Here is a 23868-nt window from a genome sequence, read left to right as displayed (position 1 = left end):
GGTTACGTCACCGCAAGCTTCAGGCCTTCGCGCGGCGTGACGACGGGCGACCAGCCGAGCACGTCTCGGGCATGGGATATATCGACCTGCAGGGAGCCGCAAAGACGCTGGTAGACCGCGGCCTTTCCGGTGACCCTGGCGCCCATCTGCAACAAGGCGGGGGGGAAGGGGAGCAGCATCGGTTTAACGCCCAAACCTGCGGCAATCCCTTCGATAAGCCCGGGAGTCGAAAGATCTTCTCCATCGCCCGCGAGAAAGGTCTGGCCGGCTGCGCCGGGATGCTTCATCCCGGTGATGATCAGATCGACGAGATTTGGAAGCGCGACTAGCGTCCGGCGGTTCTTCAGCGACGCGAAGGGGAGCGGTACCTTCTTCCTGACAAGTCCGACGAGCAGGGCGAAATTGCCCCTCGCGCCGCGTCCATAGACGAGCGGCGGGCGAATGACCACGACTTCCATGCCTGTTCGGGCGGCAATTTCATGCAGCCCGATTTCACTTTCCAACTTTGAAATGCCATAGGGATCGATCGGCATTGGCGTATCGTCGTGCCGGAAGGGTCGATCGTTTTCCTCGCCATTGACCTTGATGCTGCTGATGAAGACGAACCTTTTTACGCCCGCGCGGGCGGCCTGCTCGGCGAGGTTCAACGTAGCGGCGGTGTTGATCCGACGAAATTCCGCAAGCGGATCGGCTGCGCTGTCGTTCATGATGTGAACACGAGCGGCGAGATGGACGATGACATCGATACTCTCGAGAACTGCTGTCCAATCGGTTTCGCTTGTTATCTCGATGGGGAAATGCCGCACAGAGGTCGGGAAGCTGGCGGCCGCAGATCGCGTCGTTACCGCAAGCTCGCATATCTGCTCTCCATGCAGTCTTTCGACGAGAGGCCCACCGACAAAGCCGGCCGCGCCGGTAATGAGGCATCGCATGATCTGCTCCCCGTTTTGCCGTGAGTGTTCCGGTTAACCGGAAGTGCCCACGGCATCAATAAAAAAGCCGCGACATTGGCAAGTCGCGGCTTGTTGTTTGCTTGCTGCTCGAGGCTTAGACTTCCTCGCGGCCCGACAGCCGGATGCAGACCAGCGAGATCACGGCGGAGGCGGCAAGGTAGTAGCCGACATAGTCCAGGCTGTAATGGGTGGCGAGCCAGGTGGCGATATAAGGGGCGAGCGAAGCGCCGAAGATGCCGCCGAGGTTGAAGGTCATCGAAGCGCCGGTATAGCGCACCATGGTCGGGAAGGGAGCGGCAAGGGCAGCGCCGATCGGACCATAGGTGAAGCCCATCAAGGCGAGGCCGATGATCGAGCACAGGAAAGCGCCTGTAAGACCGCTGGTCAACAGCGTCGCGTAGAAGAAGCCGAAGATCACGATGGCAATCGTCGTCAGCGTCAGGATGAGGCGGCGCGAGTAGAGGTCGGAGAGCCAGCCGGAGAGTGGGATCGTCAGGCCGAAGAAGACGACGCCGACAAGCTGGACGACCAGGAACTGCTCTCTCGTATAACCGAGCCCGCCCTTTTCCAGGGGTGTCGTGCCCCAGGAGAGCGTGAAGACTGTCATCAGGTAGAACAGCACGAAAGTCGCGACTGCAATAAAGGTGCCGAGGATCAGGCTGCGCAGATGACCGCGAAAGACCACCTCGATCGGCACGGCGACGCGCTCGTGCTTTTCGACGGCTTTGCGGAATTCCGGCGTCTCGGCGATCTTGAGGCGGACATAGAGGCCGACGGCGACGAGGGCGAGGCTGGCGATGAAGGGAATGCGCCATCCGTAGTCGAGGAAATCCTCGTTGCTCATCGTTTCCGCCAGGATGAGGAAGAAGCCGGAGGAAAGGATGAAGCCGATCGGCGCGCCGAGCTGCGGGAACATGGCGTACCAGCTGCGCTTGCCGGGAGGAGCGTTTTCGGTGGCAAGCAGAACGGCGCCACCCCATTCGCCGCCGAGGCCGAGGCCCTGACCGAAGCGGCAAAGCGCCAGCAACAAGGGTGCTGCGATGCCGATCGCATCATAGCCCGGCAGCATGCCGATCACGACCGTCGAAAGCCCCATCGTCATCAACGCGGCGACGAGCGTCGCCTTGCGGCCGATGCGATCGCCGAAATGACCGAAAATGACGGCGCCGATGGGGCGGGCGAAGAAGGCGATCGAGAAGGTGACGAGCGACTGCAGCGTTGCGGCGTTCGAATCGCTTGCCGGGAAGAAGAGGTGCGGGAAGACGAGGACGGCTGCCGTCGCGTAGACGTAGAAGTCGAAGAATTCGATGGTGGTGCCGACAAGGCTGGCGATGAGGACGCGCGCCGGGGAATTGACTTGCGTGCTGTTTGAGGCAGGAGTCGACGATGCGGAGATCGCGTCAGTCATTTTCATTCCAATCAGTATTTTATGAATCGCCTTGGGAGGCTGGCGGGTCTTAACGCAATTTCAGGTCTGAGAAAACGTCAAAACATGCAGTGGGTACAGGGGACGCGGCCCGCATGCGCTACCTGCTGCATCCCCCAACGTCATCTCGAATTCTTGGATTTTCCTTCCTTGCGTGAGGCTTGCCACGGCGGCGCCCGCGCTTGACCGGAATCGAATTGTAGCGGATTCATTGCTAATCCTATGGTTGAGGGCGGAGGAAATATCCATGCAAAAGAGTCTTGTCGCCGAGTTTCTCGGCACGTTCTGGCTGGTCTTCGGCGGATGCGGCAGCGCAGTGCTGGCCGCGGCCTATCCCGAACTCGGGATTGGTTTTGTCGGCGTAGCCTTTGCGTTCGGTCTGACGGTGCTCACCATGGCCTATGCCGTGGGCGGCATTTCGGGCGGTCATTTCAATCCCGCCGTCTCGCTTGGCCTTACGGTTGCCGGACGGTTTCCCGCGGCGCGCCTCGTACCCTATATCGTCGTGCAGGTTGTCGGCGCCATCGCCGCGGCGGCGCTGCTTTATCTCATCGCCAGCGGCAAGGCGGGTTTCGAACTCGGCGGCTTTGCCGCCAACGGATATGGCGATCATTCTCCGGGCGGTTATTCACTGCTTTCGGCGCTGCTGATCGAAGTGCTGCTCACCATGTTTTTCCTGATCATTATCTTGGGATCGACCAGCAGCCGGGTGCCTGCGGGCTTTGCGCCGCTTGCGATCGGCCTCGGGCTGACGCTGATCCATCTCGTTTCTATCCCCGTGACGAATACCTCGGTCAATCCGGCGCGTTCCACCGGCCAGGCGCTTTTCGTCGGCGGCTGGGCGCTGCAACAGCTCTGGCTGTTCTGGATTGCGCCGCTTGCGGGCGGGGCGCTCGGCGGGCTGGTGTGGAAATTCCTCGACGACGCCGACTGACTGCAAGATACCGATCAATCTCATTGAACCCGCACAGTTTTTCTGTGTGGGTTTTTCTGTTTTCGCCGATCGGCGGCGTCTTCGATCTAACAGTCCTGAAGAAGAGAAGGTTAAAAATCAAGGGCGCCGCAAGGTGAAGTTAACGAAAGTAAACACTTCATTAACCATAATGATGCTCTAATGCACTCAGGTCGGACAAAGGCCTGAAACGGCGCAGACAGCTTCGCACAAGCGTCGATTTCGAAAATGGAAGTTATTTTTGGGGGTGTTGATGAGTCGCAAGCATGTCGCTGTCCTGATGGGCGGATTTTCCTCGGAAAGGCCTGTCAGCCTTTCCTCGGGAAAGGCTTGCGCAGAAGCTCTTGAAGCGGAGGGTTTCGACGTGACGCGCATCGATGTGGCGCGCGACGTTTCCGAAAAACTCGCCGCGCTGAAGCCCGATGTCGTCTTCAATGCGCTCCACGGCCCGTTCGGCGAAGACGGCACCATTCAGGGCATCCTCGAATATCTCGAAATCCCCTATACGCATTCGGGCGTGCTTGCCTCAGCGCTGGCGATGGACAAGGACAAGGCGAAGCTCGTTGCCGGCGCCGCCGGCATTCCGGTCGCCGAATCGCAGGTGGTCAACCGTTTCGCCTTTCCCTCGACGCATCCGATGAAGCCGCCCTATGTGGTGAAGCCCCTCCGCGAGGGGTCGAGCTTCGGCGTCGTCATCGTCACCGAAGATCAGGCGCATCCGCCGCAGATCGTCAGTTCGCCCGAGTGGCGTTACGGCGAGGAAGTGATCGTCGAGCGCTATGTTTACGGTCGCGAACTCACCTGCGGCGTCATGGGTGAAGCTGCGCTCGGTGTCACGGAAGTGGTGCCGCAGGGACACAATTTTTATGATTACGACTCCAAGTATGCGGCGGGCGGTTCAAAACACGTCATCCCCGCGAAAATTTCACCGAATATTTACCAAAAAATACAAACATTGTCCCTAAGGGCGCATCAGGCAATCGGTTGTCGCGGCGTCAGTCGGTCCGACTTTCGTTACGACGATCGTTTCTCCGAAGACGGCGAAATCATCTGGCTGGAGGTCAATACCCAGCCAGGGATGACTCCAACCTCGCTCGTGCCCGAAATGGCCGGTCATGCCGGCTATTCCTTTGGTCAGTTTCTCCGGTGGATGGTGGAGGACGCGTCTTGTTTGCGTTGACGGTCAAGAGGATAGGGCGCCCCAGCCATCATGCCGTGCTTCCGATCATGGAAGCCGAAGAGCGGTTCGTGCTGCCGCGACCATTGCGCCGGGTCACGCGCTTCCTGATCAGCCTCTGCAGCGGCCGCATCTACATTCCTGTTCATACGGGCACGGTCTCGGCGCTCGCTTTTCTGGCTGCGACGGGGCTTTACGGCATGTCGCTCGGCGGTCACACGGAAGCCGTCGCGCAGGCGACGACGACGGCCGCGGGTTTTGCCATCGAGGATGTCAAAGTCTCCGGCAATTCGGAGACCTCCGAAATCGAGATCCTGCAGCTGATCGGCCTTGACGGCACGACCTCGCTGGTCGCCCTCGACGTCGATGCCGCCCGCAGGAAGATCGCCCATCTTCCCTGGGTCGAAAATGTCGAGGTCCGCAAGATTTATCCGAAGACGATCGAGGTGAAGCTCAAGGAGCGCCAGGCCTATGCGATTTGGCAGCACGGGCAGGAGCTTTCCCTGATCGAGAAGAACGGCAGCGTCATTGCGCCGCTGCGCGACAACAAGTTTTCGGCGCTGCCGCTCGTCGTCGGCCGCGATGCCGAAACGGCGGCGGCTTCGCTCGACGTAGCCTTCTCGAAGTGGCCCGACGTGAAGGCCCGCGTGAAGGCCTATGTCTGGATATCGGGCCGTCGCTGGGACCTGCACATGGACAACGGCGTCGTCGTCAAGCTGCCGGAAGACGGTATCGACCAGGCACTGGCGACGCTTTCGAAATTCGACAAGGAGCATCAGCTCCTGGAGCGGGACATTGCCGCAGTCGATCTCAGGCTGGCCGACAGAACCGCGATCCAGCTGACGCCCGAGGCGGCGATCCGCAGGCAGACGGCAGTGACGGAGCGTACGAAAGAATTGAAGAAGGCGGGGCAGAATATATGAGCTTGTTCGGTTCATCCCATTTCGGATTGCCGCGCCTGAAGCCGCTTTCGTCGAAGCGGTCGCATGTCGTTTCGGTGCTCGACATCGGTTCGACCAAGGTCGTCTGCATGATCGGCCGGCTGACGCCGCGCGAGGAAAGCCAGATCCTGCCGGGCCGCACGCACAATATCGAGATCATCGGCATCGGCCATCAGCGCTCCCGTGGCATCAAGACCGGCGTCATCGCCGATCTCGACGCGCTGGAAGGCGTCATTCGCCTTGCGGTCGACGCGGCGGAGCGCATGGCGGGGCTGACCGTCGAAAGCCTGATCGTCAACCTGACGGCTGGCCGCCTCGGCAGCGACATCTACACGGCGACGATCGATCTCGGCGGCCAGGAAGTCGAGCTCAACGATCTGAAGAAGGTGCTGTCGGCCGCTTGCCAGCAGTCGCTGCGCCAGGACCGTTCGGTGCTGCATTCGCTGGCGACCGGCTTCTCGCTCGACGGCGAGCGCGGCATCCGCGATCCGCTGGCGATGTACGGCGATGCGCTCGGCGTCGACATGCATGTCGTGACGGCGGAGCGCTCGGCGCTGAAGAACCTCGAGCTTAGCGTCAACCGCGCGCATCTGTCGGTCGAGGGCATCGTTGCGACGCCCTATGCATCGGGTCTTGCGGCTCTCGTCGACGACGAGGTCGAGCTCGGCTGTGCAGCGATCGACATGGGCGGCGGCACGACGACGATCTCGGTCTTTGCCGAAGGCAAACTCGTTCATACGGATGCTGTCGGCCTCGGCGGCCATCACGTCACCACCGACCTGGCGCGCGGCCTTTCGACCCGCATCGAGGATGCGGAGCGCCTGAAGGTCGTGCATGCCTCGGCCCTTTCGAATTCCTCCGACGAGCGCGAGCTGATCTCGATCCCGCCGATCGGCGAGGATGATCGCGACCAGCCGTCACAGGTGCCGCGAGCCTTGGTTTCGCGCATCGTGTCGGCCCGAATCGAGGAGACGATGGAACTGATCCGCGACCGTATCCAGCGCTCAGGCTTCAGCCCGATCGTCGGCAAGCGCGTCGTGCTGACCGGCGGGGCGAGCCAGCTGACCGGCCTTGCCGACGTGGCGCGGCGCATCCTTGCCCGCAACGTCCGCATTGGTCGTCCGATGGGCGTTTCGGGCCTGCCGACGGCGGCCAAGGGGCCGGCTTTTTCGACGGCCGTCGGCCTGATGATCTATCCGCAGGTCGCGGACATGGAGACACATGCGTCACAGAGCGGTCTGCTCATGTCGCTTGGGGGAAATAACAGCCGCATAGCCCGCATGGGCCAGTGGCTGAAGGAAAGTTTCTGAAATTGCGTAATTGGCCGGCGTGGCGATGCGGCCAGAGAGAGAAGGAACAGGTACCATGACCATCAAGCTGCAAAAGCCTGACATCACAGAGCTGAAGCCGCGCATCACCGTGTTCGGCGTTGGCGGCGGTGGCGGCAATGCCGTCAACAACATGATCACCGCAGGCCTCCAGGGCGTCGACTTCGTCGTCGCCAACACGGATGCGCAGGCGCTGACGATGACGAAGGCCGAGCGCATCATCCAGCTCGGCGTCAACGTTACCGAAGGCCTCGGTGCCGGCTCGCAGCCGGAAGTCGGCCGCGCGGCTGCCGAGGAGTGCATCGACGAAATCGTCGATCACCTGAACGGCACGCATATGTGCTTCGTCACCGCCGGCATGGGCGGCGGCACCGGCACGGGTGCTGCTCCCGTTGTCGCCCAGGCCGCCCGCAACAAGGGCATCCTGACGGTCGGCGTCGTCACCAAGCCGTTCCATTTCGAAGGCGGGCGGCGCATGCGCCTGGCCGAGATGGGCATCCAGGAACTGCAGAAGTCTGTCGATACGCTGATCGTCATTCCGAACCAGAACCTCTTCCGCATTGCCAACGACAAGACGACCTTCGCCGATGCCTTCGCCATGGCTGACCAGGTTCTCTATTCGGGTGTTGCCTGCATCACCGACCTGATGGTCAAGGAAGGTCTCATCAACCTCGACTTCGCCGACGTCCGCTCGGTGATGCGCGAGATGGGCCGCGCGATGATGGGCACCGGCGAAGCTTCCGGCTCCGGCCGCGCGCTGCAGGCCGCAGAGGCTGCGATCGCCAACCCGCTGCTCGACGAAACCTCGATGAAGGGCGCCCAGGGCCTGCTGATCTCCATTACCGGTGGTCGCGACCTCACCCTCTTCGAAGTTGACGAAGCCGCGACCCGCATCCGCGAGGAAGTCGATCCTGACGCCAACATCATCCTCGGCGCCACCTTCGACGAATCGCTCGAAGGCATCATCCGCGTCTCGGTCGTCGCAACCGGCATCGACCGGGCGATGAACGAAGCCGCCGAGCGGAACCTCCAACCGGCAGCAAGGCCCGCTATCCGTCCCTCCGCGGCTGTTGCTCCGGCAGCGGCCGCAGTTCAGCCTGCCCCCGTGATGCAGGCACCGAAGGCCATGGATCCGATCGCGCAGACCATCCGCGAAGCCGAGATGGAACGCGAGCTCGAAATTCCGGCCCCGCGTGCTGCCGCACCGCTGCAGCAGCCGGCGGCACAGCAGGAGACCTTCCGTCCGCAGAGCAAGATCTTTGCGCCGGCACCGGAAGCTCCGGCAATGCGTCCGGCACCGGTGCAGCAGCAGGCTCCGGCGCCCGTCATGAGCCAGCCGGTGATAAGCCAGCCGGTCCAGCAGCAGCCGGTTCGGCAGGAGCCGATCATCCGCCAGGCGCCCGAACCGATGCGCATGCCGAAGGTCGAGGATTTCCCGCCGGTCGTCCAGGCCGAACTCGACCACCGCACCCAGCCGGCCTCCGCGCATGCGGCGGAGGAGCGCGGTCCGATGGGCCTGCTCAAGCGAATCACCAATTCGCTTGGCCGCCGCGACGACGACGCCGTTGCCGCCGATATGACCGCCGCGCCGCCCGCCGCTTCGCAGCAGCGCCGTCCGCTGTCGCCTGAGGCAAGCCTCTACGCACCGCGTCGCGGCAACCTCGACGACCAGGGCCGCGCGGTTCCGCAGGCCCGGATGATGCAGGAAGACGACCAGCTGGAAATCCCGGCATTCCTGCGTCGCCAGTCGAACTGAGGCCGTGATCGGCACCGTTTATGCCCGGGATCAAGGTCCCGGGCATTGCTATTTTTCTGCCGGTGATTCGCAAACGATTTCAATTGCGTGACTTCGTAACAAAGCGAAAGAAACAGTGATTTGGATTGGAATAAGCGCACGTAAGTATGGTGCAACGAAACTGCCCCATGAGACCTTTCAACAGGCTCCGGCTGCAGAATAAACGATGACGCGCCGATCGGACATACCGCCGGTGCGGAAGAATAAAGGCAGAATTTATGGCAATTGGCTTGCTGGGTTTTCAAACGACAGTATCGCGTCCCGTGACGCTTTCGGGCATCGGAGTGCATTCGGGCGCTGAAGTCTCGATCACTCTGAACCCGGCGGAATCGGACACCGGCGTCGTTTTCCAGCGCCTGCATGACAATGGCGACATTACCGAACTCAAGGCTGTTTCCTCGCAGGTCGGCAATACCGACCTCTGCACCGTGCTCGGCTTCTCACCCGCCCATTCGGTCGCGACGATCGAGCATGTCATGGCCGCCGTCTATGCGCTCGGCCTCGACAATGTGGTGATCGAGGTGCCGGGCTCCGAAATGCCGATCATGGATGGCAGCTCGCTGCCCTTCGTCGAGGCGATCGAGCAGGTCGGTCTCGTCTCGCTTGGCGTCAAGCGCCGTTATATCCGTATCACCAAGCCGGTGCGAATCGAGCATGGCGGCTCCTGGAGTGAATTCCGTCCCTATGATGGTACGCGCTTCGAAGTCGAGATCGATTTCGACTGCCCGCTGATCGGCCGGCAGAAGTGGGCCGGCGACATGACAGCCGCCGTCTTCAAGACGGAACTTTCCCGCGCCCGCACCTTCGGCTTCATGCGCGATGTCGAACGCCTCTGGGCGTCGGGCCACGCGCTCGGCTCCTCACTCGAAAATTCCGTCGTCATCTCGGACGACAACACCGTCATCAACGTCGAAGGGCTGCGTTACGCCAAGGACGAATTCGTCCGCCATAAGACGCTCGATGCCGTCGGCGATCTGTCGCTTGCCGGTGCCCAGTTCATCGGCTGCTACCGCTCGTATCGCGGTGGTCACAAGATGAATGCCAATGCGCTGAAGGCGCTGCTCGCCGATCCCTCCGCCTATGAGGTCGTAGAGACGTCGACGCCGCGCCAGCGTGTCGCTGCCCGCGAGCTGATCGCAGTCAGCGCTTCGGAATTCGCTCCCTGGTCGGCATGACCTCCAGCATATTCTCAAGACCAGGCCGCCTCTTTCCCGGAGGCGGTTTTTTTATGTCCGACCGCGTCTGCGGCGATAACCGATGCTTGGCTGCCACAGGTCGGGAAGAAGTTGAAAAGGCGGTCATTCTTCGGCCGCTGCCACAAAAATGCGTTAATGCCTTATCATTGCGTTGCTCTTGATGCACATTTGTGGCTAGAAACGCCAGCGAGGCGTGGCTGCCGTGGAGAGAGCGGCAGCAGTGGGGTTCTTTCGAATGGGTTATGCAGGATCTGAAGGTATGATGAAGACAGCGCGCGCTTTGTTCGCATCGCTTCTGGTGCTCAGCGCAGGCGCCTCGATCTCCGGTTGCCAGTCGGATCCCGATATCGACATCACCAAGCTCGGCCTCGAAACCGATCCGCCTGACGTGCTCTACACCCAGGGTCTTGCCAATATGAAGGCCGGCAACATGGCGGAAGCGGCGCGCAAGTTCGACGCGATCGACCGCGAAAACCCGTTCTCCGAATGGGCGCGCAAGGCGCTTGTGATGAGCACCTTCGTCAAATATCGCCAGGGACGTTTGGACGATGCGCTTGCTTCCGGCAATCGCTACATGTCGCAATATCCGAAGTCCCAGGATGCTGCCTATGTGCAGTATCTTATCGGTCTCACCTATTCCAAGCAGATCGTCGACGTGACGCAGGACCAGCGCGCCTCGGCCAAGACGATCGAGGCGATGCAGGCCGTCATCGACAATTATCCGAACTCCGAATATGTCGACGACGCACAGGCCAAGATCCGCTTCGCGCGCGACCAGCTCGCCGGCAAGGAAATGCAGATCGGCCGCTACTACATGGAGCGGAAGGAATATCTCGCCGCGATCTCGCGCTTCCGCATCGTCGTCGAGAAATATCCGAATACGAACCAGATCGAAGAGGCCTTAGCGCGTCTCGTCGAAGCTTATTACGCCATGGGCATCGTCGACGAGGCGCAGACAGCCGCTGCCGTTCTCGGTCACAATTATCCCGACAGCCAGTGGTATGCTGATTCCTACAAGCTGCTGCAGAGCGGCGGTGCCGAGCCGCGTGAAAACAAGGGCTCGTGGATCGCGGCGGCGGGCAAGAAACTTCTTCTCGGTTCCTGAGGCCAATGCTGATCCAGCTTTCGATCCGCGATATCGTCCTGATCGAGCGGCTGGATCTTGCCTTCGAGACCGGCCTCTCCGTGCTGACGGGCGAGACCGGGGCGGGCAAATCCATCCTGCTCGACAGCTTGTCGCTGGCGCTCGGCGGGCGCGGCGACGGCGGCTTGGTGCGTCATGGCGAAGACAAGGGCCAGGTGACGGCGGTGTTCGACGTCGGCATGGAACACGGTGCCCGCACACTGCTGCGCGAAAACGGCATCGATGACGAGGGCGACTTGATCTTCCGCCGCCAGCAATCGGCGGATGGGCGCACCAAGGCCTATGTCAACGACCAGCCGGTCAGCGTGCAACTGATGCGCCAGGCCGGCCAGATGCTGGTCGAAATCCACGGCCAGCACGACGATCGCGCCTTGGTCGACACCAACGCTCACCGCACGCTGCTCGATGCCTTCGCCGGCCTCACCGACGAGGTTTCGGAGGTCTCCCGGCTCTACCGCCTGTGGCGCGATAGCGAGCGGACGCTGAAGAAGCACCGCGAGAAGGTGGAAAGTGCGGCGCGCGAAGCCGATTACCTGCGCTCTTCCGTCGCGGAACTTGAGAAGCTTTCGCCGCAGGATGGCGAGGAGGAAGAGCTCGCCGATCGCCGGCAGAAGATGATGAAAGCCGAGCGAATTGCCGGCGATATCGCCGAGGCGTCGGAATTCCTGAACGGCAATGCCTCGCCAGTGCCCCATATTGCCTCGCTGGTACGCCGGCTCGAGCGCAAGAGCCATGAGGCGCCGGGACTGCTCGAAGACACAGTGACGCTGCTCGATGCCGCGCTCGACCAGCTTTCCAACGCGCAGATGGAAGTCGAGGCGGCGCTGCGCAAGACCGAATACGATCCGAGAGAGTTGGAGCGGGTGGAGGAGCGGCTTTTCGCGCTTCGGGCCGCCTCGCGCAAATATTCCGTGCCCGTCACCGAACTGCCGGCGCTTGCCGTGCGGATGATCGCCGATCTTGCCGATCTCGACGCCGGTGAGGAGAGGCTTGCGCGGCTGGACGCCGAGGTTGGTCTCGCTCGGGAAAGTTACGATGCGGCGGCGCGCGCGCTCTCCGACAAGCGCCATCACGCCGGCGCCGCACTGGCTGGGGCCGTCATGGCCGAGCTGCCGGCGCTGAAGCTCGAACGCGCCCGGTTCATGGTCGAGATCAGCACGGATGCGGGCGATGCGCTCGCCGAAGGCATCGACGTCGTCGAGTTCCATGTCCAGACCAATCCGGGCACGCGGCCGGGCTCGATCATGAAGGTCGCCTCGGGCGGCGAACTGTCGCGTTTCTTGCTGGCGCTGAAAGTGGCGCTCGCCGATCGCGGATCGGCCCCAACGCTGGTCTTCGACGAAATCGACACCGGCGTCGGCGGCGCGGTGGCCGATGCGATCGGCCAGCGGCTGAAGCGGCTGTCGGAGCGTGTGCAGGTGCTGTCGGTCACGCATGCGCCTCAAGTCGCGGCCCGTGCGGCGACGCATCTGTTGATTTCCAAGGGACCGTCAGCCGACGGTTCTGAAAAGATTGCCACGCGTGTGGCGACGATGGCGCAGAAGGACCGCACCGAGGAGATCGCCCGTATGCTGGCCGGGGCTTCGGTCACCGAAGAGGCGAGGGCGGCGGCGAAGCGGCTGCTGGCCGGCAACGGCTGACTTTCTATCGACGCACTTCCGGCTTGGGCAGGCGGGATAACAATCATCCTGCGGCGCGATATGGGCTGAAGCTTCCCGATCGGCAGCGAGCTCAGCCATGCGGCTTTTCCATTTCAGCGACGATCCCGGTATCGAGGCGTTCGAGCCACGCCCGGTTCGCATCCCGTCTGACCGTGCGCCCGGCCGGAGATGGCTGAACGGTCCGCTCGTCTGGGCAATCGATGCCGATCATGATTTCCTGTATCTCTTTCCGCGCGATTGTCCCCGCATCCTGCTCTGGGCGACAGCCGATACGCCAGAGGCCGAACGGCGGCACTGGCTCGGCGACTGGCGTGCTGCGGCTTTCATCGAGCGCCGGTGGCTGGAAAGGCTCGAAGCGGAGACGATCCACCGTTATGAGATGCCGCCCGAAGGCTTCGAGAATCTAGATGATGCGGGCATGTGGGTGGCGCGCAGACGCGTCATTCCCATGGAGAGGACCGCCATCTCGCGGCTCGACCAGGAGTTTGCGCCGCGCAGGGTGGAGCTTCGGGTCGTCGATAGCCTGCGGCCGTTGAAGAACCTCTGGGACACCAGCCTGCATGTCAGCGGCATCCGGCTGCGCAATGCCAGGGATTGGGAGTAGGCGCAGGAAACCAATCTTCCCGATGCAGGATATCCAGCCTCTCTTTTCATCCGGCAATTTTGCTCTAAAAACAATCCAGATTTTCTGGCCAGATTCTCTGGAGTAATATTCCATGTCCACCGAAGGTTCCACCGTCGACACGTTGACGATCGAAGAGGCTGCCGCCGAGCTCGAACGGCTGGCAAAGGAGATCGCGCATCACGATGCTCTCTACCACGGCAAGGACCGGCCGGAGATTTCGGATGCCGATTACGACGCGCTGAAGCGCCGCAACGATGCGCTGGAAATGCGGTTTCCCGAGCTGATTCGTGAGGACAGCCCGTCGCGGCATGTCGGTGCAGCGCCCTCCGTCACCTTCGCGCCTGTTGTTCATGCGCGGCCGATGCTGTCGCTCGACAACACCTTCTCGCAGGAGGACGTGCAGGATTTCGTCGCCGGCGTCTATCGCTTTCTCGGCCGGCTGCCGGACCAGTCGATCGCCTTTACTGCGGAACCGAAGATCGACGGCCTGTCGATGTCGATCCGTTACGAGAACGGCAGGCTGGTGACGGCCGCGACGCGCGGCGACGGCACGACGGGCGAGAACGTCACTGCCAACATCCGGACCATCGCCGAAATCCCCAACGAGCTGCCGAAAGGCGTGCCCGCCGTCGTGGAGATCCGCGGCGAAGTCTATATGGCCAAGAGCGACTTCCTGGCACTGAACCGGCAGATGGAGGCGGAGGGCAAGCAGACCTATGTCAATCCGCGCAACACCGCGGCCGGGTCGCTACGCCAGCTCGACGCCAAGGTGACGGCGAGCCGCAAGCTGAAATTCTTCGCTTATGCCTGGGGCGAGATGTCGGAGATGCCCGCCGATACACAGTTCGGTATGGTGCAGACCTTCAAGGACTGGGGTTTTCCGGTCAATCCGCTGATGAAACGGTTGAACTCGGTCGCCGACATCCTGACGCATTATGACGAGATCGGGCTCAAGCGCCCGGATCTCGACTACGACATCGATGGCGTCGTTTACAAGGTCGACAGTCTCGAACTGCAGGCCCGTCTTGGCTTCCGCTCGCGGAGCCCGCGCTGGGCGACGGCGCACAAGTTTCCTGCCGAACAGGCTTTCACGATCGTCGAGAACATCGACATCCAGGTTGGCCGCACTGGCGCGTTGACCCCGGTGGCGCGTTTGACGCCGATCACCGTCGGCGGCGTGGTCGTCACCAATGCGACGCTGCACAACGCGGATTACATCCAGGGCATCGGCAATAGCGGTGAACGCATCCGCGACGACGAGCACGATATCCGCATCGGCGATACCGTCATCGTGCAGCGCGCCGGCGACGTCATTCCGCAGGTACTCGACGTCGTCATGGAGAAACGCCCGGCCGAGGCCAAGCCCTATGAATTTCCGAAGACCTGCCCGGTCTGCGGTTCGCATGCGGTGCGTGAAAGACATGAGAAGACCGGCAAGCTCGATTCGGTCACCCGCTGCACCGGTGGTTTCATCTGCAGGGCGCAGGCGATGGAGCACCTGAAGCACTTCGTTTCGCGCAACGCCTTCGATATCGAAGGGCTCGGTTCGAAGCAGATCGACTTCTTCTTTGAAAACGAGGATCCGTCGCTGCAGATCCGCACCGCGCCCGATATCTTTACGCTGGAGGAACGGCAGCGGAATTCATTGACCAAGCTCGAGAAGATCGACGGCTTCGGCAAGGTCAGCGTCGGCAAGCTCTATGGCGCGATCAACGAGCGGCGCAGCATAGCGCTCCATCGCTTTATCTACGCGCTCGGCATCCGTCATGTCGGCGAGACCACGGCGAAGCTGCTGGCGCGTTCCTACGGCACCTATGCGGCATTCGAGACGGCGATGCGGGAGGCCGAGACACTTTCCGGCGACGCCTGGAACGATCTCAACGCCATCGAGGGCGTCGGCGAGGTGGTCGCGCGCGCCATCGTCGAATTCTACAAGGAGCCGCGCAACGTCGAGGTGATCACCCGACTGCTTGAGGAAGTGACGCCCGAGGAGGCCGAGCAACCGAAGACGGCAGGCAGTCCGGTTGCCGGCAAGACGGTGGTTTTCACCGGCTCGCTGGAAAAGTTTACCCGCGACGAGGCAAAGGCGAGGGCCGAAAGCCTCGGCGCCAAGGTGGCGGGATCGGTCTCGAAGAAGACCGACATCGTCGTCGCCGGCCCCGGCGCCGGCTCCAAGCTCGACAAGGCGCGCGAACTCGGCGTGCAGACGATGGACGAGGATGAATGGCTGGCGCTGATCAGCGGCTGAGGGGCTGACGGCAAGCCGCCAACCCGTTTGCTCATAGCCTGAGCCGCGCCATCGTATAGGCGTCGACATACTCGCCGGATCGAAAGCCGAAGGCCTTCAACAGGCCTTCCTGCTCGAAGCCGAATTTCCGATAGAGGCCGATGGCGACGTCGTTGTCGGTGTAGACGGTCAGTTCAAGCCGTTTGATATCGAGCCAGTCGTCGGCAGCGTCGATCATCGCGCCGAGCAGGATCCGCCCGAAGCCGCGGCCGGTGAAATCGTCATGCACGCCCATGCCGATGCTGGCGACGTGCTGCCTACGGCCGGAGAGGCGGTTGAGGCCACCATTGCCAACGATCTTGCCATCCAGGGTGATGACGAGGTTGAGCGCGCCCGGCGACGGATTTTCCATGTGTTTGCGAACTTCTTCGACCCGCTGGTATGGCGGCCGCAAGGTGCCGGCCCGGTAGCCCGGCAGATTTAGGAGATCGGTGATCTCCTCCGCATCGGACAGGCGGACGGCGCGCACGAGGACGCCATCTGGCAGGCGCGCTCGGCCGCGAGGTTCATTCTCTTCGTTTTCGGACATTCATGCTCTCCATCGGTTTTACGAGGAGAGCCGGTTTCCGAAACCCTGCTCGCCTCGGCAGGGTTTTCGGGATGATCGGATCGCTGCTAACGCGCCATCGCTCCCGCGTACCCTTCGAGGGTCGTGGTGTGATGAATAAGCGCTGCCATGGTAAGGGAAACGATCATGGCAGCAAGTTTCGGTATGTGGGCTAAAAAGTCAACCTTGCGTCGTGTCGAATTTGCACGGCCGCAAGCGGGGCGGTATTCCTGTTCCCGAAGAAACGATTCGGGTTGCTGCATTGAAGACCATCGCAATTGACTTCGAGACGGCGAACGAACAGCGCGGCAGCGCCTGTTCCGTCGGCCTTGCCTGGATCGAGGACGACAGAGTGATGCGCGTCGAGGAGCGGCTGATCCGACCGCGGGACATGCGCTTCTCCGGGATGAACATCGCAATCCATGGCATCCGGCCGGAGCATGTCGAAGATGCGCCCGAGTTTCCCGAGGTGATGGACGAGTTCGAGGAAGATTTTCGCGGCGCGACGATGATCGCGCACAATGCCGCCTTCGATTTCAGCGTCTGGCGGGCGAGCCTCGATCTCTACCGGCAATCCTATCCGGATCTTACCTATCTCTGCAGCCTGAAGATGGCGCAGCGAATCTGGCCGCATTTCGTCTCGCACCGGCTGAACCTGATCGCCGAGCATCTCGGCCTGCGTTTCGTGCACCACAACGCCGCCGAGGATGCCGCGGTCTGCGCGGCGGCGGCGATCGAGATGGCGAAAGCGGTAAAGGCCAATGCCGTTCACGCGATACCGGCGCTGATCGGCATGCGGCCCGGCCGGCTGACGGCGCGGGCCTACGAGCCCTGCACCTGCCGGAAAGGCTGATCCCTTCCGCGAGCTCCATTTCTTGCAAAGCATGGGTGCATGCTTATCTAGAATGCGGTTATTCAGGGAGCCGCCATGTCCAGACTGCGCAATCTTCTCCTCGCCGCCTTCTCTTTCGCCGCCGTTTCCGCAGGTACTGCCTCGGCCGAAGTCGTCGGCAAGGTCGGGGTCGACTGGATCGGCAACGACATCATCGTCGAGGCGGTCTCCGACCCCGAGGTCAAGGGCATCACCTGCCACGTCACCTATTTCGACCGCAGCCTGATCGACCGGTTCAAGAACGGCAACTGGTTCGAGGACCCGTCCAACAATTCCATTGCCTGCCGGCAGACCGGCCCGATCGAGATCGGCAATATCGACCTGTCCAAGGATGGCAGCGAGGTGTTCCGCCAAGGCATGTCGCTGATCTGGAAGACCCTGGTCGTCAACCGCATCTACGACAAGACGAACGACACGCTGATCTATCTCGCCCATTCGCGCGAACTGACCGACGGTTCGGCGAAGATGTCGATCTCGACCATTCCGCTCTATGGGCAGAACGTTGTCTGGAAGAATGGGAGGCCGCAGTGATCAGCGCGTCCTGAATGGGCGGAAATAAGCGCGGATATCTTCGGCCAGAAGCTCGGGCCGCTCCATGGCGGCAAAATGGCCTCCCTTCGGTATTTCGGTCCATCGCCTGACGTCATAGACGCGTTCGACCCAAGAGCGTGGCGGCTGGGGCAATTCCCTTGCGAAATGCGCCACGCCGAGTGGCGGCAGGACGCGTTCGTTCGCCTTGAAATGCATCGGCCGCTTTCGGCTTTCCTTGTAGAGCCTAAGCGACGAATCCAGGGTGCCGCTGAACCAATAGATCGAAATCTCGATCAAGAGGGCGTCGAGAGAGAACGTCGTCCTGATATCGCCGTCGCTCCACGCCTGAAATTTTTCACTGATCCAGGCAGCTAGGCCAATGGGCGAATCCGTCAGTGCATAGGCAAGCGTCTGCGGCTTCGTTCCTTGCATGTGGGCGTAAGCGCCTTCGCTATCGGCCCATTGCGCGGCGCGTTCGAGAAAGGCCTGTTCCTCCGTCGAAATCGGTGCCTGTCCCGCGCCCAGCGGCGGCCGGTAGCTCCCCGGAATATAGTTCAGGTGCAGCGCTGTCGTATTCTGTGGAAACCGGTAGGCGAGCCAGCTCGAAACGGCCGCGCCGATATCGCCGCCTTGCAGGCAGAAGGTCTCGTATCCCAAACCCTGCATCAGTTTCAGCCACAGTCCCGATATTTCATAGGGGCCGATCCCGGCTGAGCCTGGCGCCTGCGAGAAGCCGTAGCCCGGAAGGGACGGCACGACGACATCGAATGCATCAGCAGGGTCGGCGCCATGTGCTGCAGGATCCGCCAGCATTGGGATAATCCCCTCCATTTCGAAGAAGGAGCCCGGCCAGCCGTGCGTGAGGATGAGTGGCAGTGGCGAGGGCCCTTTTCCTCTCTGGTGGACGAAATGAATCGACAGGTCATCGATCTCGGCAATGAACTGCGGAAGCGTGTTGAGGCGCGTCTCCTGCGCGCGCCAGTCGAAATGGTCTTTCCAATAGGCGAGGAGCTCCTTGAGAAAAGCGAGACTTGTTCCATCTTCCCAGCTGTCGGCGTCGAGTGCTGGCGGCCATCGCGTCGAGCGCAGGCGCCGTTGCAGGTCGTCGACCCGTTCGTCGTCGATGTTTATCTTGTAGGTGCTGACACGCATGGAAGGCTCCTGACCGGGCACTTTATCGGAGGGGGAGGTAGTCTCCGTCCGAGCAATTGGAAGGTGACGGCGTGTCCGTCTGCTTGCGGCACCTTGCGCTGCCGGTCCGTTAAATACAAAAAAACCGCCCGCAGCGATCGGCTGCAGGCGGCCTTCCGATCGAGGAGCGGTTGTTCTTATGCGGCCTGTGTCAGCTCGTCGGCAATAACCGTGTCGAGGTTCAAGAAGCAAACCATGGTCTTTTCGAGAGCGACGATGCCGCGGCAGAAGGCGCGCTGGGCTTCCGGGATGATTTCCGGCGGCGGCTGCAGGTCTTCACTCTTGATGGTCATCATGTCGGAAACCTGCTCGACCAGCAGGCCGACCAGCTTGCCGGCGATGTCGGTGACGATGATCGCCGAGCGCTCGGAGGGCTCGGTCATCTTCATGCCGAGGCGGCAGGCCATGTCGATGACGGGGATCACCGCACCGCGCAGATTGATGAGGCCCAGCACGTAGGGCGGGGTGTGCGGCATCGGCGTCACCGGCGCCCAGCCGCGAATTTCGCGGATAGCCATGATGTCGATGCAGAATTCCTGATCGCCCAGGTGGAACGAAACGATTTCGAGATAAGCGCCCGACTGCTTGATGGCGTTGTTGTTCATGGTCAGAATTCTTCCCAGTTGTCTCCGGCGGGAGAGGCGATGCAGAACCGCTGTTAAATATAGATGTGACGGCTTAAGTCTTTCCTAACGATATGTATTTTCCGATTATCCGCCGCTCTAAAGGCAAGCTATTCACAAACATGCCATTTTTGATCCGCGCAGATTCCCGACGTCGGATTTCGCTGCCGTTGCAGTTTCTATCGGTGAGACAATTAACCACCGGTCAGAAAACATATTCTTGAATTGCGCGCGTCCGGTCGAGGCTATAATCACGCGGGGCAAGGGCGGGCCGCGCGTTCTCCGCCCGGATCGAGGATCATGCCAATGAAGACATTCCGCATCGCCGTCTGGGTCGGTGTCCTGATACTTGCCGGGTTTCTTGGTGCCTACACGCTCAACCTGACGAAGTCGAGGGACATGGTGGCCGAACCGCCCTTCGGCGTGCCCTTCACTCTGGTCTCCCAAAGCGGGCAGCCGATCACCGAGCAGGCGTTGCGCGGTAAGCCGACGGCGCTGTTCTTCGGCTTTACCCATTGCCCGGAAGTCTGCCCGACGACACTTTTCGAGTTGAACGGATGGATGGAGAAGGTGGATCCGAAGGGCGACAAGCTACAGGCCTATTTCGTGACCGTCGATCCGGAGCGCGACACGCCTGAGATCATGAACGAATACGTCTCCAATGTTTCCAAGCGCATCATCGGCATTTCAGGCGCGCCTGACAAGATCGCCGACGTCATCAAGGGTTTCCGCGTCTACGCCAAGAAAGTGCCGGTCGACGAGAAGGATCCGAACGGCGACTACACGATGGATCACACCGCCTCGGTCTTCCTGCTCGATTCGGCCGGGCGGTTTTCCGGAACGATCGCCTATGGCGAAAACCCGGACACGGCGGTAAAGAAGCTGGAGAATCTCGCCAGCAAGGGGTGACAGCTTCAGCGTGATGGGGCGTTGGCTCGACCGGCGGCGGGCAACGGAAACGGGAAAGACCGCCTATCGTGAGTGAAATCCGCCTTTACGTGACGACGACCGAAAGCAAGGCCGAAGAGATCCTCGACCTTCTGAGCGCGGTCTTCGGTGAAGAAGACTTTGCCATCGGCACCACGGAGATCGATGAGAAGAAGGATATCTGGGAAGCCTCGATCTACATGATGGCCGAGGACGAGGCTGAGGTGCATTCCCGCGTCAAGGACGCATTGAAGGCCTCTTTTCCCGATGCCCGGCTGGAGCGGGAAGTCATCCCCGAGATCGACTGGGTGGTGAAATCGCTGGAGGGGCTGAAGCCCGTCCGGGCAGGGCGCTTCCTGGTGCATGGCTCGCATGACCGCGACAAGATCCGCCCCGGCGACATCGCCATCGAGATCGATGCCGGCCAGGCCTTCGGCACCGGCCATCATGGCACGACGGCGGGCTGCCTCGAGGTGATCGATGCCGTGGTGCGCTCGCGTTCGGTCTGCAACGCGCTCGATCTCGGCACCGGCAGCGGTGTACTGGCGATTGCGGTGCGCAAGCTCAGGAACATACCGGTGCTGGCGACCGACATCGATCCGATCGCGACGAAGGTGGCGGCCGAGAACGTGCGCCGCAACGGCATCGCCTCGGGCATCGTCACCAGGACAGCGCCGGGCTTCCACTCGACGGCCTTTTCCGAGCACGGTCCCTTCGATCTCATCATCGCCAATATTCTCGCGCGGCCGCTGATCCGCATGGCACCGAAGCTTGCGACGCATCTTGCGCCTGGCGGATCGGTCATTCTCTCCGGCATCCTTGCCGGGCAACGCTGGAAGGTGATTGCCGCCTATAATGGCGCGCGGCTTCGCCACGTCAGAACCATCTGGCGCAACGGCTGGGTGACCATCCACCTCGATCGGCCTTGATGAAGGCGAGAGTGGGGAGGCGAATGCGGTGTCCCTCTTCTCCCCAGCGGGGAGAAGTGCCGGAACGATAGCGAGGCGATGAGGGGGTGAGCGGCGAAGCCGCGAATGCGCAGAGCGCAGCGAAGGGCAATGAATTGCCTGCCGTGTGGCCTCCTCGTCCGACCCTTCGGGCCATCTTCTCTCCGAGGGGAGAAGAGAGAGCAAGCTGCGACCGATCATTCCACAGGATAGCGTACCTCCCAAGCCTTGTTGAAGATAAGAAAAAGGCGGTGCCGATGGCACCGCCTTCGACCGGTCTATCCGGTCAATGCCCGCGAGCTCAAGGGGAGGAGCGCTCAAGCGGGCTCTACTGCATTCCAATAGGCCGGTCCGGGAGGGAGGAGACGGACTGGCTTTCAGGCTTAGAACGCGTAGCTGGGGGCGCCCTTGTGGCGCGTGGCCCGCTGGCCGGCGCCGAGCAGCTTGAGGCTGTCCTCGTTTTGCGGGCGGCGGGCGCCGATCACGTGACGCACGGTCTGGCGTTCGCCAGCCTGCACCGGGCTGCTATATGCGAAGCGCGAGAGAGAGGCAGTCATTTCAAGAATTCCTTTGTTATAGGTTCATCGCGAACCGTTCGATGACGCCTATATAGCCATTCTGAAATGCGGAGGCAGAGGGTTTCGCTCATGGGAGCCATGCGGCCAATGCATAAAGCGTGCCAAATTAACTTTTGGCGTCACAGTTCCGTCAAAATGTTGAGCGGTCCCAGGGCTTTCGACTCGCTTGGTCGCTTTTTCTCCCCATCAGTTGAAATTTCGCTAACATGGCCGGCATCCCATTAACCGGATTCGTCTCAATCATTCGGGTTTCCAGCATGTTCCAGTCTTTCGAAGTCACTTCCACGCCGCAATTCGGCAGGGATCGCGTATCGGCGCTGCGCGCCGGTTTCGATTCGCTCGGCATCGACGCCTTTCTCGTGCCGCGCGCCGACGAGTTCAACGGCGAATATGTTCCCGCATGTTCGGAGCGCTTGGCATGGCTGACGGGCTTTACCGGGTCGGCCGGTATTGCGCTCATCCTGCGCACGCAGGCGATCGTCTTCGTCGACGGGCGCTATGTGACTCAGCTTGCCGAACAGGTCGACGGTTCGGTCTTTTCGGGCGGCGACCTCGTGAACGAACCGCCGCACCTCTGGCTTGCCGCAAACGGCGGCAAGGGCCTGCGGCTAGGCGTCGACCCATGGCTGCATGCGGGTGCAGAGGTGCGCCGTCTGGAAAAGGCGCTTTCGCAGATTGGCGGCACGCTGGTCTTCCTGCCGCACAATCCGCTCGACAGGCTTTGGAGCGACCGGCCAACCGAGCCGCTCGGCGCGGTCAGCATCCAGAACCTCGCGCAGGCCGGCATGCTGGCCAGGGACAAAATCGCGACGATCGCCACCGATCTTTCGAAGAAGAACCTTGCGGCGGTGCTGATCGCCGATCCCTCTTCGGTTGCCTGGGCCTTCAATATCCGCGGCGCCGACGTGCCGCACACGCCGCATCCGCTGGCGCGCGCCATCATTCATGCCGACGGCCGGGCAGAGCTCTTCCTCGACAAGCGCAAGACCGGCATCGAGCCGGAGGCCTATCTCGCGCAGATCTGCACACAATTGCCGCCCTCGGCGTTGGAGGAGAGGCTTGCCGCCGTTTCGCGAGATGGCGGCCGCGTGCTGATCGACCCTGATATCGCCGCCTATGCGCTGGCGGAGATCATCCGTAAGGCGGGCGGCGAAGTGGTGGAGGGCGCCGATCCCGCCAAGCTGCCGCGCGCGGTGAAGAACGACGTCGAGATCAACGGCTCGGCCGCCGCACATCTGCAGGACGGGGCGGCGATGGTGGAATTCCTCTGTTGGCTGTCGCAGACGAAGCCTGGCACGGTGAGCGAGATCGCTGCTGCCGAGCATCTCGAAGCGGCGCGTGCCCGCGTCGGCCAGAGCATGCAGAACCCTCTGAAGGACATTTCCTTCGACACGATTTCGGGCGCCGGCGAACATGCGGCGATCATGCATTACCGCGTGACGACCGAGACCAACCGGTTGATCGAGGCCGGCGAACTCTTCCTGATCGATTCGGGTGCGCAATATATCAACGGCACGACAGACATCACCCGCACCGTCGGCATAGGTACGGTATCGGAAGAGCATCGGCGCTTCTTCACGCTGGTGCTGAAGGGGATGATAGAGATCAGCACGGCACGTTTCCCGAAGGGCACGCGCGGCTGCGACCTCGATCCGCTGGCGCGCATCGCGCTGTGGCGGGCCGGCGTCGATTTCGCTCACGGCACAGGCCACGGCGTCGGCTCCTATCTCTCGGTGCATGAGGGGCCGCAGCGCATCTCCAGGCTTTCGACGCAGGAACTGCTGCCCGGCATGATCCTTTCGAACGAACCGGGTTATTATCGGCCCGGCAGTTTCGGCATCCGCATCGAGAACCTGATCTATGTGCGCGGGGCCGAGGAGATCGAGGGCGGCGATGCGCCGATGCTCGGATTCGAAACGCTGACTTTCTGCCCGATCGACCGCAGCCTTGTCATTCCCGAGCTTCTGACCCACGACGAACTGCACTGGTTCAACGACTATCATCGCCGCACATGCGAGGCGCTGATGCCGCTCATCCACGATCACGATGTCAGGGCGTGGCTCGAAAACGCGACGCTGCCGCTGGAATATTGAGAAAACGGCATCACAGCGTCGGCGACGTTGTAATGCCTTGAGTTTCTGCGCCGG

General features: G+C 61.8%; 21 protein-coding genes. 15 read left to right on the top strand and 6 right to left on the bottom strand.

The genetic code is table 11. The features are described 5' to 3' along the window. Window positions 1-2 precede the first annotated feature (2 nt). Together N1937_RS14395 and N1937_RS14390 are read right to left on the bottom strand one after the other, a co-directional pair. On the bottom strand, window positions 3-932 hold the full coding sequence (locus N1937_RS14395; RefSeq protein ID WP_260056441.1) for a UDP-glucose 4-epimerase family protein: 930 nt from the start codon (window positions 930-932) through the stop codon (window positions 3-5). Window positions 933-1047: 115 nt separating this feature from the next. After that, window positions 1048-2361, bottom strand: coding sequence for an MFS transporter (locus N1937_RS14390; protein ID WP_222291579.1), 1314 nt, complete (start codon window positions 2359-2361; stop codon window positions 1048-1050). Between the two features lie 265 nt (window positions 2362-2626). Here N1937_RS14390 and aqpZ point away from each other — a divergent pair, with 265 nt between their 5' ends. From aqpZ to ligA, 10 genes are all read left to right on the top strand, one after another. After that, window positions 2627-3313: an aquaporin Z gene (aqpZ, locus tag N1937_RS14385; RefSeq protein WP_027664261.1), complete on the top strand. Its 687-nt coding sequence runs from the start codon at window positions 2627-2629 to the stop codon at window positions 3311-3313. 271 nt (window positions 3314-3584) lie between these two features. Continuing rightward, a complete protein-coding gene (locus tag N1937_RS14380) occupies window positions 3585-4511 on the top strand; it encodes a D-alanine--D-alanine ligase (RefSeq protein WP_017965096.1) in 927 nt (308 codons plus the stop codon). Then, window positions 4499-5431, top strand: a complete 933-nt coding sequence (locus N1937_RS14375) for a cell division protein FtsQ/DivIB (protein ID WP_260056440.1) — start codon at window positions 4499-4501, stop codon at window positions 5429-5431. Before N1937_RS14380 ends, N1937_RS14375 begins: the two co-directional genes overlap by 13 nt. Further along, entirely contained in the window at window positions 5428-6759 is a 1332-nt protein-coding gene (gene ftsA / locus N1937_RS14370; protein ID WP_003561012.1) for a cell division protein FtsA, read from the top strand. Before N1937_RS14375 ends, ftsA begins: the two co-directional genes overlap by 4 nt. 55 nt (window positions 6760-6814) lie before the next feature. After that, window positions 6815-8533 (top strand): cell division protein FtsZ, encoded by a 1719-nt coding sequence (ftsZ, locus tag N1937_RS14365; protein ID WP_017965094.1) that lies wholly within the window; start codon window positions 6815-6817, stop codon window positions 8531-8533. A gap of 257 nt (window positions 8534-8790) precedes the next feature. Then, window positions 8791-9747 (top strand): UDP-3-O-acyl-N-acetylglucosamine deacetylase, encoded by a 957-nt coding sequence (gene lpxC, locus N1937_RS14360; RefSeq protein ID WP_017965093.1) that lies wholly within the window; start codon window positions 8791-8793, stop codon window positions 9745-9747. 256 nt (window positions 9748-10003) lie between these two features. Beyond that, window positions 10004-10873, top strand: a complete 870-nt coding sequence (locus tag N1937_RS14355) for an outer membrane protein assembly factor BamD (RefSeq protein ID WP_017965092.1) — start codon at window positions 10004-10006, stop codon at window positions 10871-10873. Between the two features lie 5 nt (window positions 10874-10878). Further along, window positions 10879-12552 (top strand): DNA repair protein RecN, encoded by a 1674-nt coding sequence (recN, locus tag N1937_RS14350; protein WP_260056439.1) that lies wholly within the window; start codon window positions 10879-10881, stop codon window positions 12550-12552. Between the two features lie 97 nt (window positions 12553-12649). Continuing rightward, window positions 12650-13177: a DUF6886 family protein gene (locus tag N1937_RS14345; RefSeq protein ID WP_260056438.1), complete on the top strand. Its 528-nt coding sequence runs from the start codon at window positions 12650-12652 to the stop codon at window positions 13175-13177. Between the two features lie 112 nt (window positions 13178-13289). Next, complete coding sequence (ligA, locus tag N1937_RS14340; RefSeq protein WP_260056437.1) at window positions 13290-15446, top strand: NAD-dependent DNA ligase LigA; 2157 nt, start codon at window positions 13290-13292, stop codon at window positions 15444-15446. 31 nt (window positions 15447-15477) lie between these two features. Here ligA and N1937_RS14335 read toward each other — a convergent pair whose 3' ends face one another. Next, window positions 15478-16014 carry a GNAT family N-acetyltransferase gene (locus tag N1937_RS14335; protein ID WP_017965089.1) on the bottom strand — a complete coding sequence of 179 codons (537 nt, stop codon included), beginning with the start codon at window positions 16012-16014 and terminating at the stop codon, window positions 15478-15480. 280 nt (window positions 16015-16294) lie between these two features. Between N1937_RS14335 and N1937_RS14330 the strand changes: the two genes are divergently transcribed. Beyond that, window positions 16295-16885 carry a 3'-5' exonuclease gene (locus N1937_RS14330; protein WP_017965087.1) on the top strand — a complete coding sequence of 197 codons (591 nt, stop codon included), beginning with the start codon at window positions 16295-16297 and terminating at the stop codon, window positions 16883-16885. Between the two features lie 75 nt (window positions 16886-16960). Next, entirely contained in the window at window positions 16961-17455 is a 495-nt protein-coding gene (locus N1937_RS14325; protein WP_162115974.1) for a CreA family protein, read from the top strand. On the opposite strand, the gene N1937_RS14320 is transcribed toward N1937_RS14325, so the two are convergent. After that, the gene (locus tag N1937_RS14320) at window positions 17456-18607 is read right to left on the bottom strand and encodes an epoxide hydrolase family protein (protein WP_170254985.1); all 1152 of its coding nucleotides are present in this window, start codon (window positions 18605-18607) and stop codon (window positions 17456-17458) included. Window positions 18608-18783: 176 nt separating this feature from the next. Continuing rightward, window positions 18784-19251: a chemotaxis protein CheW gene (locus tag N1937_RS14315; protein WP_017965084.1), complete on the bottom strand. Its 468-nt coding sequence runs from the start codon at window positions 19249-19251 to the stop codon at window positions 18784-18786. A gap of 324 nt (window positions 19252-19575) precedes the next feature. Here N1937_RS14315 and N1937_RS14310 point away from each other — a divergent pair, with 324 nt between their 5' ends. Both N1937_RS14310 and N1937_RS14305 read left to right on the top strand, forming a co-directional pair. Continuing rightward, window positions 19576-20178 (top strand): SCO family protein, encoded by a 603-nt coding sequence (locus N1937_RS14310; protein ID WP_026154232.1) that lies wholly within the window; start codon window positions 19576-19578, stop codon window positions 20176-20178. A 68-nt stretch (window positions 20179-20246) separates the two neighbouring features. Then, window positions 20247-21125, top strand: coding sequence for a 50S ribosomal protein L11 methyltransferase (locus tag N1937_RS14305; protein WP_170254986.1), 879 nt, complete (start codon window positions 20247-20249; stop codon window positions 21123-21125). 401 nt (window positions 21126-21526) lie between these two features. On the opposite strand, the gene N1937_RS14300 is transcribed toward N1937_RS14305, so the two are convergent. Continuing rightward, complete coding sequence (locus N1937_RS14300; RefSeq protein ID WP_003541368.1) at window positions 21527-21700, bottom strand: hypothetical protein; 174 nt, start codon at window positions 21698-21700, stop codon at window positions 21527-21529. A gap of 278 nt (window positions 21701-21978) precedes the next feature. On the opposite strand from N1937_RS14300, the gene N1937_RS14295 reads away from it, so the two are divergent. Next, entirely contained in the window at window positions 21979-23814 is a 1836-nt protein-coding gene (locus N1937_RS14295) for an aminopeptidase P family protein (RefSeq protein WP_170254987.1), read from the top strand. Window positions 23815-23868 lie beyond the last annotated feature (54 nt).

Origin of the sequence: Rhizobium sp. WSM4643, assembly GCF_025152745.1 — a bacterium.
Classification (GTDB): Bacteria; Pseudomonadota; Alphaproteobacteria; order Rhizobiales; family Rhizobiaceae; genus Rhizobium; species Rhizobium leguminosarum_I.
The sequence above is the reverse complement of the archived record's forward strand: the minus strand, read 5'-3'. Positions and strand labels throughout refer to the sequence as shown.